Annotated in this window: 16 protein-coding genes; 4 read left to right on the top strand and 12 right to left on the bottom strand. The window is 59.4% G+C overall.

All coding sequences use genetic code 11. From position 1 onward, the window contains the following. Positions 1-204: 204 nt before the first annotated feature. The 8 genes from AC1RO5_RS04115 to AC1RO5_RS04080 form a co-directional block, all read right to left on the bottom strand. Positions 205-801: a cysteine dioxygenase family protein gene (locus tag AC1RO5_RS04115; protein WP_493172976.1), complete on the bottom strand. Its 597-nt coding sequence runs from the start codon at positions 799-801 to the stop codon at positions 205-207. A 17-nt stretch (positions 802-818) separates the two neighbouring features. Beyond that, entirely contained in the window at positions 819-1,655 is an 837-nt protein-coding gene (locus AC1RO5_RS04110) for an amino acid ABC transporter ATP-binding protein (RefSeq protein ID WP_493172974.1), read from the bottom strand. After that, the gene (locus AC1RO5_RS04105; protein WP_493172972.1) at positions 1,642-2,430 is read right to left on the bottom strand and encodes an amino acid ABC transporter permease; all 789 of its coding nucleotides are present in this window, start codon (positions 2,428-2,430) and stop codon (positions 1,642-1,644) included. Before AC1RO5_RS04105 ends, AC1RO5_RS04110 begins: the two co-directional genes overlap by 14 nt. Beyond that, positions 2,420-3,154: an amino acid ABC transporter permease gene (locus AC1RO5_RS04100; RefSeq protein ID WP_493172970.1), complete on the bottom strand. Its 735-nt coding sequence runs from the start codon at positions 3,152-3,154 to the stop codon at positions 2,420-2,422. Before AC1RO5_RS04100 ends, AC1RO5_RS04105 begins: the two co-directional genes overlap by 11 nt. Beyond that, positions 3,151-4,362, bottom strand: a complete 1,212-nt coding sequence (locus AC1RO5_RS04095; protein ID WP_493172968.1) for an aminotransferase class I/II-fold pyridoxal phosphate-dependent enzyme — start codon at positions 4,360-4,362, stop codon at positions 3,151-3,153. The genes AC1RO5_RS04100 and AC1RO5_RS04095 overlap by 4 nt, the downstream gene beginning before the upstream one ends. Continuing rightward, on the bottom strand, positions 4,359-5,783 hold the full coding sequence (locus AC1RO5_RS04090; protein ID WP_493172966.1) for an FAD-binding oxidoreductase: 1,425 nt from the start codon (positions 5,781-5,783) through the stop codon (positions 4,359-4,361). Before AC1RO5_RS04090 ends, AC1RO5_RS04095 begins: the two co-directional genes overlap by 4 nt. Further along, positions 5,780-6,631 (bottom strand): transporter substrate-binding domain-containing protein, encoded by an 852-nt coding sequence (locus AC1RO5_RS04085; RefSeq protein WP_493172964.1) that lies wholly within the window; start codon positions 6,629-6,631, stop codon positions 5,780-5,782. The genes AC1RO5_RS04090 and AC1RO5_RS04085 overlap by 4 nt, the downstream gene beginning before the upstream one ends. Before the next feature lie 65 nt (positions 6,632-6,696). Next, complete coding sequence (locus tag AC1RO5_RS04080; protein WP_493172962.1) at positions 6,697-7,539, bottom strand: transporter substrate-binding domain-containing protein; 843 nt, start codon at positions 7,537-7,539, stop codon at positions 6,697-6,699. 240 nt (positions 7,540-7,779) lie between these two features. Between AC1RO5_RS04080 and AC1RO5_RS04075 the strand changes: the two genes are divergently transcribed. The 3 genes from AC1RO5_RS04075 (at position 7,780) to AC1RO5_RS04065 (ending at position 9,564) form a co-directional block, all read left to right on the top strand. Continuing rightward, complete coding sequence (locus AC1RO5_RS04075) at positions 7,780-8,640, top strand: LysR substrate-binding domain-containing protein (protein WP_019648690.1); 861 nt, start codon at positions 7,780-7,782, stop codon at positions 8,638-8,640. 118 nt (positions 8,641-8,758) lie between these two features. Next, positions 8,759-8,920 carry a hypothetical protein gene (locus AC1RO5_RS04070; RefSeq protein ID WP_493172960.1) on the top strand — a complete coding sequence of 54 codons (162 nt, stop codon included), beginning with the start codon at positions 8,759-8,761 and terminating at the stop codon, positions 8,918-8,920. After that, positions 8,917-9,564 (top strand): helix-turn-helix domain-containing protein, encoded by a 648-nt coding sequence (locus tag AC1RO5_RS04065; RefSeq protein WP_493172958.1) that lies wholly within the window; start codon positions 8,917-8,919, stop codon positions 9,562-9,564. The genes AC1RO5_RS04070 and AC1RO5_RS04065 overlap by 4 nt, the downstream gene beginning before the upstream one ends. A 254-nt stretch (positions 9,565-9,818) precedes the next feature. Here AC1RO5_RS04065 and AC1RO5_RS04060 read toward each other — a convergent pair whose 3' ends face one another. From AC1RO5_RS04060 to AC1RO5_RS04050, 3 genes are all read right to left on the bottom strand, one after another. Continuing rightward, positions 9,819-10,328 carry a hypothetical protein gene (locus AC1RO5_RS04060; RefSeq protein WP_493172956.1) on the bottom strand — a complete coding sequence of 170 codons (510 nt, stop codon included), beginning with the start codon at positions 10,326-10,328 and terminating at the stop codon, positions 9,819-9,821. A 294-nt stretch (positions 10,329-10,622) separates the two neighbouring features. Further along, positions 10,623-11,837: a diaminopropionate ammonia-lyase gene (locus AC1RO5_RS04055; RefSeq protein WP_493172954.1), complete on the bottom strand. Its 1,215-nt coding sequence runs from the start codon at positions 11,835-11,837 to the stop codon at positions 10,623-10,625. A gap of 75 nt (positions 11,838-11,912) precedes the next feature. Then, positions 11,913-13,178, bottom strand: coding sequence for a Zn-dependent hydrolase (locus tag AC1RO5_RS04050; protein ID WP_493172952.1), 1,266 nt, complete (start codon positions 13,176-13,178; stop codon positions 11,913-11,915). A gap of 150 nt (positions 13,179-13,328) precedes the next feature. Between AC1RO5_RS04050 and AC1RO5_RS04045 the strand changes: the two genes are divergently transcribed. Continuing rightward, positions 13,329-13,793: an Lrp/AsnC family transcriptional regulator gene (locus tag AC1RO5_RS04045; RefSeq protein WP_493172950.1), complete on the top strand. Its 465-nt coding sequence runs from the start codon at positions 13,329-13,331 to the stop codon at positions 13,791-13,793. A gap of 70 nt (positions 13,794-13,863) precedes the next feature. On the opposite strand, the gene AC1RO5_RS04040 is transcribed toward AC1RO5_RS04045, so the two are convergent. After that, the gene (locus AC1RO5_RS04040) at positions 13,864-14,151 is read right to left on the bottom strand and encodes a hypothetical protein (RefSeq protein WP_493172946.1); all 288 of its coding nucleotides are present in this window, start codon (positions 14,149-14,151) and stop codon (positions 13,864-13,866) included. Between the last annotated feature and the right edge of the window lie 78 nt (positions 14,152-14,229).

Raw genomic sequence — 14,229 nt, 5'->3', positions numbered from 1 at the left:
CGGTCAGTTATGCGTGGCACTGAACCTGTGGCGAGGGAGCTTGCTCCCGTCGGACTGCGTAGCAGTCCTTTGTTTGGGGCCGCTTCGCGGCCCAGCGGGAGCAAGCTCCCTCGCCACAGGTTATTCATTGCTCGGCCTATCGCTTAAATGCCTGGTATCAGGGCCGGAGAGCGCTCGTTGGCCGCGATTTCCCGGCAAGATCAATCATGCGTAGGCCTTGATCGACGGCGCCATTTGCGAGGCGTTGTAATTGAGAATGCGCCCGTCGGCCTCGACCCCGTAGCGGCCGTTGAGCGATTCCAGCGGCAAGCCATACAGGTGGAAATGCAGGGTTGGTTGCTCGCCTTCGACACGGATGCCATGCAGGTCTTCACCGAGAAACGAGATCGACGTGCCGGGTTGCACGATCACTTCCTTTGCCAGGTGCAACGTGGTGAACCCGGGCTCGCGGCCCTCGTCATCACGGGTGTAGACGTAGTTGATTTCCTGGCCTTCGATGGCGCTGATGATCGCCCAGGTTTCGTGGTTGTGAGGGATGGTGCTTTTGCCCGGCAACAATGAGTTGAGGTACAGCGTCGGCGTGTCGCCATCGTCGTTCAGACGGTAGCGAAACGCGGTGCTGCCCTGCCCCGGCACTGGCGCCGGGAACACGTCGAAATTGAACAGATCGCGGCGCTCGGCAAGGGTTTCGAGCAAGGCGACGATCTCAGTCAATGCGGCGCGGTCGACGCCACGCTGATGGATGACGCGGATTTTCTTGAGGAAATCCTCGATGACGGCGGCACGGTTATCGGTACTCATGAACAGACTCCTCGGTATTAGACGGACAGGCTGTAGCGGCTCAGGTTACTCAACAGATACGGATCGTTGGCGACACGGGGACGGCGTCCCGGATCGCCCAGGGCGTGACGCAAAAACTCCTGGGTCCGCTCGCTGGTGGGGTGCTGGAAAATCTGCACGGCACTGCCGTGTTCGACGATCACGCCGTTTTCGGTGAAGTAGACGATGTCGCTGATCTCTTCGGCGAAGCGCATTTCGTGGGTTACCAGCACGCAGGTCATGCCCTCTTCGGTCAGCTCGCGAATCACCGTCAGCACCTCGCCAACGGTTTCCGGGTCGAGGGCAGAAGTCACCTCATCGAACAGAATCAGTTCCGGGCGCATGGCCAACGCCCGGGCAATCGCCACCCGCTGTTGCTGACCGCCGGAGAGTTGCCCCGGATAAGCATCGGCCTTGTGCTCCATGCGCACTTTGGCCAGCAAGGCGCGAGCGTCTTTTTCGGCCTCGGCGCGATTGCGCCCCAGCACTTTGCGCGGGGCGATCACCAGGTTCTCCAGCACCGACAAATGCGGGAACAGGTTGTACTGCTGGAACACAAACCCCACACGCTTGCGTAACTCGATGCGCTGGGTTTCCTGGGCCAGGGTGTGAACCTCGGTGCTGCCGACGCGGATGGTGCCGCGTTGGGGCTGCAACAAACCGGTGATGCAGCGCAGGATCGTCGACTTGCCGGAGCCGGACGGGCCGATGATCGACACGGCCTGGCCGCGGTGCACGTCGAGGTCGATGCCCTTGAGCACCGGGTTACTGCCAAACGACAGGTGCAGGTCGCGCAGGCTGACCAGAGGCTCGGCGACGGTTTCAGTAGAAGGCATAACGTCGCTCCAGGCGTTGGGTGAGTCGGGAAATCGGGTAGCAGTAAGCAAAAAACAGGACCAGCAGGCTCAGGTAAATCACCACGGTGAAGCCGGTGAGGTTCACCGTGTTGCTGGCGATTTGCGCGGTGTCGATCACGTCATGCACGCCCACCAGCGACGCCAGTGCGGTGCCCATGGTGATCACCGCGTAGAGGTTCATCCACGGCGGCAACATGCGCTTGAAGCACTGCGGCAGGATGATCGAACGAAAAATCTGCCCGCGAGTGAAGGCCAGGGATCGCGCCGCTTCCCATTGGGTACTGGGGATCGAGGCGACGGCGCCACGGAAGATCTCCGCAACGTTGGCGCTCGCCGGCAACGCCAGGCCAATCGTGACCTTGACCCAATCCGGGAACGAGACATAAGTGCTGCCGATGTGGATCTCGAACGGGAACACATAGGTGGTGAAATAGATCAGCACCAGCCACGGCGCATTGCGAAAAATCTGCACCCAGATCCGCGCCGGCAAGCGCAGCAGCCACAACGGCGACAATGCCAGGGCACCGACCAACAATCCCAGCAACGAGCCCAGCCCGATCGCCACCAGACTGATCAGAATGTTCTGGCCAAACCCGGCGACCAAGGCCGGCGACCATTGCAACAAAGCCTTGAGTACCGGACTGTGCGGCACGAAATACACCAACCAGAGCACGCTACCCACCAACAGCAGCAACTTGCCGCCATGCCGACGCGGCCAGGCCAACGGCGCGGTGACGGACGATTCAATGGCCATAGCCGGGCATCCTCAGGCGCGCTTCGAGCAGGCGCCCCACACAATTGACGGTAAAACTCAGCAGGCCGAAAAACGTCAGGATCAGAATCATCAGCTCCAGCACGTTATCGCTCTGGGTCCAGATCATGATCGCCGCGTAGGTGATATCGCCGACGGCAATGGCGGAGGCGACGGCGGTCATTTTCACCAGGTCGATCAAGTTGTTGATCAGCGACGGCAAGGCAAACCGCAAGGCCAGCGGCAGTTGCACATTCCACAACAACTGCCGGCTGCTGAATGCCAGCGAACTGGCCGCCTCCATCGTCACCGCCGGCACTGCTTCGATCCCGGCGCGCAAGGCTTCGGCATGGAACGCGCCTTTGTGCAGCGAAATCACGATCACTACCCAGGCGAACGGCGTCAGCGGGTTGGCCGCGCCGACGGCCTGAGTCAGCAGCATATTCAGCACCAGGAACGCGCAATACAGCTGCACCAGGGTCGGCGTGTTGCGGGTGACTTCGACAAACACCCGTGCAGGTTTTGCCAGCCAGGGTTTGCCCGAGGTCAACATCGCCGCCAAACCGACGCCCGCCAGCAGGCTGCCGACGATAGTAAAGAGGCACAGCAACACCGTGGTCAGCGCGCCCTGCTCCAGGGTTCCGCGCTGATAAGCGTCCAGCAAAAAGCCGTAGTTCAGGCCGAACCCGGCGGCCCAGTGGACGAATAGTTCCAACAAATGACTCATGGTTCGCCCCGCAATTGCCTGCAGGCTTGAGCGATGCGGCGTCCGGCTTCGACTACGGTGTCGGTCGCCGTGGCAATGGACAGGCGCAACCACGGCGACAAGCCATAAGCACTGCCCGCCACGCCGGCCACGCCCTCTTCCAGCAAATACGCGACGACGTCGGCATCGCTCTGCAGACGTTGACCGTCCGGGCGATAGCGCCCCAACAACCCGGCGCAGCGCACAAACACGAAGAAACCACCTTGAGGTTCGAGCACTTCAAGACCGTCCACTTCGCGTAAGGCGCTAACCAGTGAATCCCGGCGTTGTTGATAGGCCGCGACTTGCGACCGCAAGAAATCCAGTCCACCTTCGAATGCCGCCAATGCGGTGGCTTGTCCGACCGAGGAAGCACCCGAGGTGGATTGCGATTGCACCACGGTCATGGCCTGGGTCAGCGCTTGCGGTCCGGCGCCGAAACCGATGCGCCAACCGGTCATGGCGTAGGTCTTGGACACCCCGCCCACCAGCAGGCAGCGCGCCTGCAAATCCGGCGCAACGTTGAGCAGGCTCTGGGCAGGCAAACCGTCGAAACGGATATGTTCGTAGAGCTCATCCAGCAGAATCAGCATGTGGGGATGGCGCCGCAGCACCTCGGCCAGGGCGCGCAGCTCGGCCGCGCTGTACACCGCGCCGCTGGGGTTGCCGGGGCCGTTGAGGATCAGCCAGCGAGTCCGTTCGCCAATCCGTTGCTCCAATTGTTCGGCCGTCAGTTTGCAGCCCTGCGCCAGCCCGCATTCGATAAACACCGGCTCGCCGCCGTTGAAGCGCACGCTGTCCGGGAACGACGGCCAGTACGGCGTTGGCACCAGCACCTGATCGCCGTCGTCGAGGGTGGCGGCAAAGGCATTGAAGATGATCTGTTTGGCACCGTTGGCAATCACGATCGATTCCAGCGGATAGTCCAGCTGGTTTTCCTCCTGGAGTTTGCGTTGCACCGCGATGCGCAAGGCCTTCACGCCCGGTGTCGGCGTGTACTTGGTGGCACCGGCGGCGATAGCGGCATAAGCGGCCTGCTTGATGTGCTCCGGGGTGTCAAAATCCGGCTCGCCGGTGGTCAGGTCGAGGATGTCGCCACCGGCATCACGCAGGGCCGTGGCTTGGGATTTGGCGGCGGCATTGGCCGACAGCGAGACGCGCTGCACGCGTTTGGACAGACGAAGCGTCATGACTGACTCCCCTTCAAAACCTTGCCGGGGTTCAGCAGATTGTTCGGGTCCAGCGCTTGCTTGATCCGGCGCATCAGGTCGAGTTCCACCGGGCTTTTGTAGCGCCCTAGCATGTCCCGTTTGCGCTGGCCGACACCGTGCTCGGCGCTAATGGAGCCGCCGTGAGCGTGGGCGCTGTCGTGCACCAGTTGGCTGAGTGCTGCGTAATGGGCCATGTGCGCCTCGACCGTTGAGTTGTGCGGATGGGCGACGTTGTAATGCAGGTTACCGTCGCCCAGATGGCCGAAGGTGTAATGCCGCACACCAGGGAAATGGCGCTGCAACAGCGCATCGGTATGGGCGACAAATGCCACGACCTGGGAAATCGGCACCGAGATGTCGTGCTTCATGTTGCGACCGGCACGCTTCTGCGCCTCGCTCATGTTCTCGCGCAACAGCCAAAACGCCTGGCTCTGGGCGAGGCTTTCGGCGATCAGCGCATCGACCAGCAGGCTCTGCTCGTAGGCCTCGCCCAGTACCTGTTCAAACGCTTCGCGGGCATGGCTTTCGCTGTGGTTATCGGACAATTCCAACAACGCGAACCAAGGCTGACGGGCACCGGAAAAGGGTTGTGGGCCTTCGGGAAATTGCTCGCGCAGCAACGCAAGGCACCCGGCACTGAGCAGTTCGAACGCGGTCAGGCTGGCACCGAAACCGGCGCGGGCATGGGACAGGAACGTCACCGTCTGGGCCAGCGAGTCGAAGGCCAACAGCGCTGTGGCCTGGGCCTTGGGCAACGGGAACAGTTTCAGGGTGGCGGCGGTGATGATGCCGAGGGTGCCTTCGCTGCCGATGAACAGGTCGCGCAAGTCGTAGCCGGTGTTGTCCTTGCGCAAACCGCGCAGGCCATTCCAGATGTCGCCCTGGGCGGTGACCACTTCCAGACCAAGGGTCAATTCGCGGGTATTGCCATAGCGCAGCACCGCCGTGCCACCGGCATTGGTGCCCAGATTGCCGTCAATGGTGCAGCTACCTTCGGCGCCCAGGCTCAGCGGGAACAGGCGCCCGGCATCGCGGGCGACGCCCTGAATGGTGTGCAGAATGCAGCCCGCCTCGACGGTCAGGGTGTCGTTGTCGGTGTCCACTGCCCGAACGCGATTCATCCGGTCGAGCAGCAACAACACCGCGCGGCCACTGGCGTCCGGAGTCGCGCCGCCCATCAGCCCGGTGTTGCCGCCCTGCACCACCACCGGCGTATCGCAGGCCACGCACGCGCGCACCACCGCCGCAACTTCTTCGGTGCTTGCCGGGTGCACGGCGGCAATCACCTGCCCCACGTAACGGCCCTGTTTGTCGGTCAGGTACGGCGCGGCCTCTTCGCTGGTCTGCACATGACGGGCGCCGAGCAGTTGCTGCAAGGCCACGAACAACGGTCGACTCATGACCGCACTGCCAGCGGTGCCGCGTTGCGGTATTGCTCGTGCCGGTCACGCAAGGCTTGCGACGGTGCCATGCCCGTGCGTTCGCCCAATTCGATCAGCCAGCCGCTGCGGTGCCAGTCGCGCACGATGGCATCCAGCTTCGCCTGGGTGTCGTGCTCGCCCTTGCGTATCCAGATCACCGAGTTCGACGGGATCAAGTCACCCGGCAGCGGAATTTCATACCCGGCCCACTCGGCATCGCTCAATAAGGTATGCATGGTCGGGCTGACATGCACCGCCGCCACGCAGCCATTGCCGCGCAACGACAACAGCGATTCGGACTGGCTGCGAAACGCCTTGATCTGCGCGCCGTAGGTTTCCTGTAATGGCTTGATGAAGTTGCTGCCCTGGGACACGCACACCGGTTTGTCCTTCAAGTCGCTCCACTGGGTGATACCCGCACCCTTGCGAATCAACGCGGCGCCACCGACTTCTTCATAGGGCGTGGGCACGTAATCGAGAATCTCGGCGCGTTCTTCGGTGAACTGCATATTGGCGATCAGGATGTCGACCTTGCCCTGCTGCAGGAACTGCACCCGGTTGGGTGCCAGCACCGAAACAGTCTGGGCCTCGACACCCAGCGCCTTGGCGATGCCCCTGGCCAGTTCGACGTTGTACCCCAGGTGTTCGCCGGTCTTGGGGTCGAGGGTGCCGAACGGCGGACCACTGAGCATCACCCCGACGCTGATCGCGTGGCGTTGTTCGATCTTGTCCAGCGTGGCATCGGCCTGAGCGAGGCTGGCGCCGAGCACTGCGCATCCTGCCAGGCACAGCGTGGCCAGGCTTCTAGCGGAAAAATATCGGTTCATGCACAACTACCTTGAACGACCGCCGAATCCGTCGGCGGTCTATTGAAAACAATGAGGTGAACCGCTCAGGCGCCGTTGGACTGGAACTGTTTCTGCAACTCCACCAAGGCCGGTGACGCGGGGGTGATGCGGTTGCGGGTCTGGGCGTCGATCAGCCAGCCGCTGCGGTGCAGTTCCTTGACGATGGGGTCGAGCCGGGCCTGGGTATCGCGTTCGCCAGGTCGGGTCCAGATTACCGAAGGGGCCGGGTTGAGCTCCGGACTCAGCGCGCGATAGCCCTGCCATTCGGCGTTGTCGGCGATCAACGGATTGATCAGCGTGGCGTCATGCACCGCCGCGACACAGTTGTTGCCACGCAGCGCGAGCAAGGACTCCGACGAGCTCTTGAACGCCTTGATCTCCACGCCCAGCTCGGTGAGCGGCTTGATGTAGCTACTGCCCTGGGAAGTGCAGACAGGCTGGCCCTTGAGGTCTTCCCAACGGCTGATCTTGCTGTCCTTGAGCAGCGCCGCGGTACCGCCGACACGGTAGAACGGCGTCGGCACAAAACCGAGGATCTCACCGCGCTCGGCGGTCCATTCCATGTTGGCGATCAGCACATCAACTTTGCCCTGCTGCAAAAACTGCACGCGGTTGGCGGGCAATACCGGCACCAGTTGCACCTCGGCGCCCAACTGCCGGCCCAGTTCCTGAGCGAGGTCGACGTTCAAGCCCCGCGGTTTCTGAGTACCCGGATCGATACTGCCGAAGGGGCCACCGGACAGTACGACCCCCACCGTCAGCACATGTCGTTGCTGGATTTTGTCCAGGGTGGCATCAGCCTGAGCCCCGGCACTGGCGGCCAATGAGATCAAGGCGCCCAGCATCACAGGCAACCATCGTTTTACAGGTGAGCGCTCAAGCAACATGGATTTCCCCTCATGGATGATCGGCGTTCCCCGACCTGATGAGGCGGCATCCTAGGTACAGTCCTGAAGTAACGGAAATTCAAATATCTAATATCGTTATAACTTGCCGTATTACTGCTAAGCGAAAATCCTCACAACGCCCGTAGTTACCGCATTAACGCTAAAATATCGCCAAGAACACATAAACAAATGTAATGTTTATGTTTGCAGCCCTGATATAAAAACAGCCCGGAAATGGCCATGCCGACCTCACCTACCCTCGATCTCGAATTACTGCGCACCTTCATTGCCGTGGTCGATCACCACAGTTTTGCCGAGGCCGGTGCGCAACTGGCCCGCACGCAATCGTCGGTCACCCAGCACATGCAACGCCTGGAACAACAAGTGGGGGTGAATCTGTTCGAGAAGCGCGGCCGCCAGAAGCAACTCACCGAAGCCGGCTTGCAGTTGTTGCGTCATGCGCGGCAGATGCTCTCGCTCAACGACGATGCGCTGAATTCCCTGCGCGAAAGCAACTTGAGCGGTGTGCTGCGGATCGGCTCACCCCATGACATCGCCGACACCATCCTGCCGCCGATCCTCAGCCACATCGCCCGTTCGGCCCCGCGCTTGCGCCTGGAGATCGACGTCGGCCGCAGCCCGTTCCTGATGGATGACCTGCACCGGGGCAAGGTCGACATGGTGATCTCCACCCGCGAAGACCCGAGCCTCGAAGGCTTCGCCTTGCGCACCTCGCCGGTGTGGTGGATCTGCTCTGCACAGTACATTCATACGCCGGAAGAACCCTTGCCGCTGATTCTGGTGGATGAACCGAGTATCTATCGGCGCTACGCCCTGGAGGCGCTGGAGCGCGCCAATATTCCATGGCGCCAGGCGTACCTGGCGTCGAACCTGATCGGCATCAAGGCCGCAACGCGTGCCGGGCTGGGTGTCACGCCCAGAAGCATGGAAATGCTCGGCCCGGACATGCGCGTGCTCGGCGAAAACGATGGCCTGCCACGGCTGCCGGACGTGACCTACCACTTGTGGATTCGGCCCAACACGGTGAATCCGCTGGTACGTCGGGCCTATGAGTTGATCAGGAGCAGTCGGGGGCTTTGACGCGGCCACGCATAAGAACCAAAGAGCATTAATAAATACAAAAACAGTATTTATAGTTATAAAAATATCCGCGTACTCTCAGCTCATCCCGTCATTCATCACCACAGTGAAGTGCCCCATGAATCCGACTGACAACCTCATCGACTTCGCCAGCTACCGTAAACGCAAACAGGCTCAGCAACGGGCACGGGCCATGTGGGAAATGTACGCACGCAACGCGGGTCTACAGGCCTTTCAGTGGATCCAGGCCGCCCAGTCGACCGAGACCCTTCACGCATGAGCGCGCAGCAACCCTCGCGCTTTCTGGTGAGCGCAGGCGAACCCGTGACGGACTTGAATAACCTCGAACAACTGGAAGAAGACCCGATCTGCGAGCGGGTCGCGCAGAACCTGCAACGGCTGCGAGGCAAGCGTCATCTGTCCCTCGACGCCCTGGCGCGACAATGCGGCGTGAGTCGGGCGATGCTGGCGCAGATCGAATCCGGACGCAGCGTGCCGTCGATCAAAGTGCTGTGCAAAATTGCCAAGGGCTTGAAGGTTTCGGTGGCGGCGTTTCTCGAGCACCGGGCTTTTGAAGGTGTGGCGGTGCTGTCGGCGAACCAGAGCAAACGCCTGGTCAGCGCCAGTGGCGCCTTCGTCAGCCGCGCGCTGTTTCCGTTCGACGTGGCACGCCAATCGGAATTCTACGAACTGCGTTTGAGCCCGTTGGGCGAAGACCACTCCGAGGGGCATGGCCCCGGTGTGCAGGAGAACCTGGTGGTGTCGCAGGGCGTACTGGAAATCAGCGTCAACGATGAACGCTACCTGCTGTCCACCGGCGACTCGATCCTGTTCTACGCCGACCAGCCCCACCGCTATCGCAACCCCGCCGACAGTGAGGCGGTGGCTTATCTGGTGGTGACCTACCCGGAACGCCTGGACTAAGCACCTGAAGCCATGAACCTCTAGGAGTGAGGCTTGTGTGGCGAGGGAGCTTGCTCCCGTTGGGTCGCGCAGCGGCCCCGGCATTTCAAAGTTAAACCGCATGTAAAGGATTTACGACCGCTTCGCAGCCGAGCGGGAGCAAGCTCCCTCGCCACACAAGCCCGCTCCCACAGGGGATCTGCGGTGTCTGATGGAATGAAAAAGCCCCCGCAACCGTCAGGTCGCGGGGGCTTTTAAATGTCTGCTGCCAGGGATCAGCAGGTGCAGCACATCATTGGCATGCCGTTGCAGCTCATCATCATCGGCATGCTGCAATCGTTCATCATTTTCATCATCAGGGCGCAGCAGCTTTTCATCATGTCCATGTTCATGCCGGCCATCGGCATGATTTTGCACATCATGCCGTCGGCCATCATCGTGCATTCCATCACGCACTTCATCGACGGCATCGGCATGCCCATCATGGGCATCATCATGTTCATCATTGGCATGGCCATACTCGCCTGAGACATGCACATCATGCTCATGTTGCCGCAATGCATCATCATCGGCATGCCGCAGTTCATCATCATCTGCATCATTTCAGCGCTGTTCTTGAACATCGCCATGTCCATGCCAGCGGCCGGCATCATTTTGCACATCATGCCGTCGTCCATCATTTCGCAGCTCATGGTCGCCATCATCATCATCGGCATGCCCATCATAGGCATCATCGGCATGTTGGCGTTCATCATCGGCATTGGCATCTGCATGGCGTTCATCATGGTGTAACTCCCTAAGCGATTCGATAGTTGGACGAAGCTGATGGGGGCGGATTCTAAGGACTGGCGAAGGGACGACAAGATGATGGCCGAGCAGCAGGATTTGATGTTGAAACCGCTTTAGTGTCGTGGCGGGGACGCCGTTATCTGCTATAGCGCCCCTATGGAATTGATCGCATACAGAATCAAAGCGAAGGCGTGGTTTTATCGGTTATGGATATTCGACCCGGCGCTATATAAAGAACCGAAAGAAATAATCGTTCTAAACAGCGCAGAGTTTTTTATCCGTGCCAGGAGCTAGCACCGCTTGTGGATTCGCAACCAGGCCTGCTGGCGCTGTTGCACAGACTCAGCTGACTCGCCGACCAGCTCCTCATAGACAGCTGGCGCGGTAGCCCCCTCGGTGTTGATGATGAGCACTCTCGAGCTCTTGTTCAGGCCGACTTTTTCGGCATCGGCAGGAACACCCACGAGATTGATCAAACCAGCGAGCCCGGCGACGCCGGATTCTCCTCCGACAACAGGAACATCATCACCTGAGCCCGCAGCGAGCAGCCGCATTGCGCCTACCGCATCGCTGTCATTGATGAGCATGAAATGGTCAACGCTCTCACTCAGGAATTTCCATGCAAGCGGTGACGTTTCGCCACAGGCCAAACCTGCCATGACGGAATCCACGGAGCCGGTCGCATGGGCAGCCCGCCCTTTCAGCGCGCTCTGATAAAGGCAATCAGCCTGAACGGGCTCAACCATCACCAGGGTCGGGCGATCGGCGCCATAGCGCTCCCAGAAGTAACTGACCACACCTGCCGCCAAGCCCCCTACTCCGCCTTGCACAAAGATATGCGTGAACGGTTCTGACGCCTCGATGACTTCGGCGGCGATCGTGCCATAGCCTTGCATGACATCGCGCGGAATCACTTCGTAGCCTTCATACGAGGTGTCGGAGACAACCTGCCACTGGTTCTCTCTGGCCAACGTCGCGGCACGCTCGACCGACTCGTCGTAGTTGCCAGTAATGCGGACAATCTCTGCACCATAAGCGGCAATGGCTTGCTCGCGCTCAACACTCACGTTGGCATGAAGGACGATAACGCACCGACAGCCAACGCTTTGTGCCGCAGCCGCCAGTGCACGTCCATGGTTACCGTCGGTTGCACTGATCGCCGTAAAGACGCCGAGCTGGTCCCGGTACTCACCCGCGAGCAATGCCTGAGGATTAAAGTTCTTTTGCGGGAACAATCGCAAAATCAACCGCACCAGGGCAATCGGCGCGCCCAATGCCTTGAAGCTACCCAGCGGTGAGCGAACCGACTCATCTTTCACGCAGATTTGCCCGACATTAAGCTGCTTCGCCAGTTCATGCAGATCCCACAGCGGCGTCGCTGTAGCGCTGAGTTGATCCCATGTCGAAAGCCAGCGACGACTCTCATCAGCCTGCTTGATGCTCATGATGTGTTGAAGTGACTCTGGGTACGCTTCGCGTGTGGCGTTTGGGTTGGAAAAAAGCATAAAACCTCCAATGTCAGGCAAAGAGATACCACCGCCGGGTCTTGAAAACAGGCGTCGTGTGTTGCAGCGAGAAAGCTATCGGGTTGTAGCGAGTCGTCGAACAACCACGTCCAGCAGTACCTGAGCGCCCTTGATCAGTTGATCTTCATCGGTGTGCTCCCGAGGGTTATGGCTGATGCCGCCCTTGCTTGGCACAAAGATCATCGCGGATGGCGCAACGCGCGCGATCATCTGAGCATCATGCCCTGCCCCGGAAGTCATGCGTCGATGGGTGAAATCGAAACGCCTGGCGCTGTCTTCGATGACCTGCGCCAATTCGGAGTCGAACACGACCGGCTGAAATCTCACCAGCTGCTCGGTGGAAACCCGTACGCCCTCACGCTCTGCGATGTTGGCGAGGAATCGGGATAAACGTGTCTCAGCCGCTTGCAAACGAGCCTCGTCGGGATCACGAAGGTCGACCGTAAACGTCGATTTGCGAGGAATGACGTTAATTACATTGGGTTCAAATTGCATGCAGCCAACGGTTGCCAAGGTAGTACCACCCGACTCACTGGCGATCTCGCGCAAGTGATTCACCACCGCGCTTGCGCAATAACCGGCATCGTGACGCAAATGAGTGGGTGTGGTGCCCGCGTGGTTGGCGTTGCCCTGAATCGTCACCTGCTGCCACGAAATCCCCTGGAGATTTTCGACCACACCGATCAGCGTTGACTCGGCTTCCAGGATCGGCCCCTGTTCGATATGCAGTTCCACATATTCGTGCGGAATCAGCGCGTCTGGTTCCATATCCCCAGCGTAACCAATACGGATGAGCTCATCGCCAAGACGGGTTCCGTCCGTCCCGATGGTGTTGAGCGCTTCGTCGACACTCATGCCACCGGCAAAAACCAGCGAGCCCATCATGTCCGGCTGGTAACGCACACCCTCTTCATTGGTGAACGCGCCGACCGTGATTGAGCGCTCAGGCGTTACGCCAGCGGCACGGAAAGCACGAATGACGGCAAGCCCCGCGAGAACCCCATAACACCCATCCAAAGCACCGGCGTTTGTCACGGTGTCGATGTGCGAGCCCATCATGAAAGGCGCCTCTGTGCCGTCATCGGTGCTTGAGCGGAGGGTTCCAAACACATTGCCGATGCGATCGACTTTGACGTCCAGGCCCAACTCATTCATCCAGCAGACGAGCTGATCACGGCCCTCCCTCTCGGCGTCAGTCGGCGCAATTCGGGTACGCCCTCCGTCCTTGAGGTCAACACCGATCTGGCCCAGCGTCGCGAGTTGCTCCAGGAGCTTTGACCCGTCCAGGTTTAATCCGTCATTGGCGCTTGCAACACTCATCAAACTTCTCCGTGACGCGGGATGCCCTTGGCGGGCTTTCGTAAATATTAATTCAATGAGATGCTCTACAAATTGACAATTTGGTATCGCGCACGCACTTCTGTTGCAAATATTGGCGCTTTATCGAAATAAAATTACCGGGATGCGGAAATGACGCTCGACGAGTTCGACATCAAGTTGCTGATTGAAATACAGCAAGATGCAACGCTCTCTCAGATTGAGCTGGGCAAACGGGTTTCGTTGTCTTCCGCAGCCGTCAACCGCCGTCTGAAACGCCTGAATGACGAAGGCGTCATCAAGAAGACCATCGCGGTGATCGAGCCAGCGGCCATGGGGCATCCGCTGACGATCATTGCTGAGGTCGAGGTCGAGAGCGAGCGCATAGATTTGCTGGATGCCATGAAGCAAAGCTTTGCCGCGTGTCCGCAAGTACAGCAGTGTTACTACGTTGCGGGCGAGTGGGACTTTGTGCTGATCCTCGCGGTCAGGAGCATGCAGCAATACACCGACCTGACCCGCGAGCTGTTCTTTGAGAACAACAACGTCAAACGATTCAAAACCCTTGTTTCGATGAGCACCGTGAAGCTGGGTTTGAATATCCCGTTGGGCGTTTAATAACCTACGGGGCAGGATTCGCAACTATAGCTCTGGGGGATTTTTTCTGCGCCCCCCTTTTCCCTGTAAATTAATGAAGGTATTTCCGTTGTATAAGATCGATGGCGACCACTACTGCAAATAAAGCAGCCGCTGCCAAAATCAACATACGAAGATGGTCGGATTGCGTCAAGGTTATATATGAATATGCCCCGTGATTGTTGACCAGGACTTGATGTGTCGCATCTGGACTTTTCGCGCCCTCCCCCGCATATCGAACAAACAAGCTATTTCGATAAAAAAACAGTAAGACAGCCGAAATTCCAGCTAAAAATTTAGAAACTAAAACAACCATTTTTATGCTCATCACCATAGACATCCAACCGGTCTAGGAACATCATTCGTCTGTCCAGCAAAAACCTCCTCGCCCTCACCAAATAAATCCGCCCCTGCTTTT

This window comes from Pseudomonas sp. GW822-FHT02G04 (assembly GCF_058802085.1).
Note: the sequence above shows the minus strand (reverse complement) of the source record. Positions and strands in the feature narration are given on the sequence as shown.

Excerpts from the sequence above, each read along its gene's own strand:
- AC1RO5_RS04105 (WP_493172972.1), bottom strand. The coding sequence starts at position 2,430 with ATGGCCATTGAATCGTCCGTCACCGCGCCGTTGGCCTGGCCGCGTCGG.
- AC1RO5_RS04080 (WP_493172962.1), bottom strand. The coding sequence starts at position 7,539 with ATGTTGCTTGAGCGCTCACCTGTAAAACGATGGTTGCCTGTGATGCTG.
- AC1RO5_RS04110 (WP_493172974.1), bottom strand. The coding sequence starts at position 1,655 with ATGCCTTCTACTGAAACCGTCGCCGAGCCTCTGGTCAGCCTGCGCGAC.
- AC1RO5_RS04095 (WP_493172968.1), bottom strand. The coding sequence starts at position 4,362 with ATGACGCTTCGTCTGTCCAAACGCGTGCAGCGCGTCTCGCTGTCGGCC.
- AC1RO5_RS04050 (WP_493172952.1), bottom strand. The coding sequence starts at position 13,178 with ATGAGTGTTGCAAGCGCCAATGACGGATTAAACCTGGACGGGTCAAAG.
- AC1RO5_RS04060 (WP_493172956.1), bottom strand. The coding sequence starts at position 10,328 with ATGATGAACGCCATGCAGATGCCAATGCCGATGATGAACGCCAACATG.
- AC1RO5_RS04055 (WP_493172954.1), bottom strand. The coding sequence starts at position 11,837 with ATGCTTTTTTCCAACCCAAACGCCACACGCGAAGCGTACCCAGAGTCA.
- AC1RO5_RS04090 (WP_493172966.1), bottom strand. The coding sequence starts at position 5,783 with ATGAGTCGACCGTTGTTCGTGGCCTTGCAGCAACTGCTCGGCGCCCGT.
- AC1RO5_RS04100 (WP_493172970.1), bottom strand. The coding sequence starts at position 3,154 with ATGAGTCATTTGTTGGAACTATTCGTCCACTGGGCCGCCGGGTTCGGC.
- AC1RO5_RS04040 (WP_493172946.1), bottom strand. The coding sequence starts at position 14,151 with ATGTCTATGGTGATGAGCATAAAAATGGTTGTTTTAGTTTCTAAATTT.
- AC1RO5_RS04045 (WP_493172950.1), top strand. The coding sequence starts at position 13,329 with ATGACGCTCGACGAGTTCGACATCAAGTTGCTGATTGAAATACAGCAA.
- AC1RO5_RS04115 (WP_493172976.1), bottom strand. The coding sequence starts at position 801 with ATGAGTACCGATAACCGTGCCGCCGTCATCGAGGATTTCCTCAAGAAA.
- AC1RO5_RS04070 (WP_493172960.1), top strand. The coding sequence starts at position 8,759 with ATGAATCCGACTGACAACCTCATCGACTTCGCCAGCTACCGTAAACGC.
- AC1RO5_RS04075 (WP_019648690.1), top strand. The coding sequence starts at position 7,780 with ATGCCGACCTCACCTACCCTCGATCTCGAATTACTGCGCACCTTCATT.
- AC1RO5_RS04065 (WP_493172958.1), top strand. The coding sequence starts at position 8,917 with ATGAGCGCGCAGCAACCCTCGCGCTTTCTGGTGAGCGCAGGCGAACCC.
- AC1RO5_RS04085 (WP_493172964.1), bottom strand. The coding sequence starts at position 6,631 with ATGAACCGATATTTTTCCGCTAGAAGCCTGGCCACGCTGTGCCTGGCA.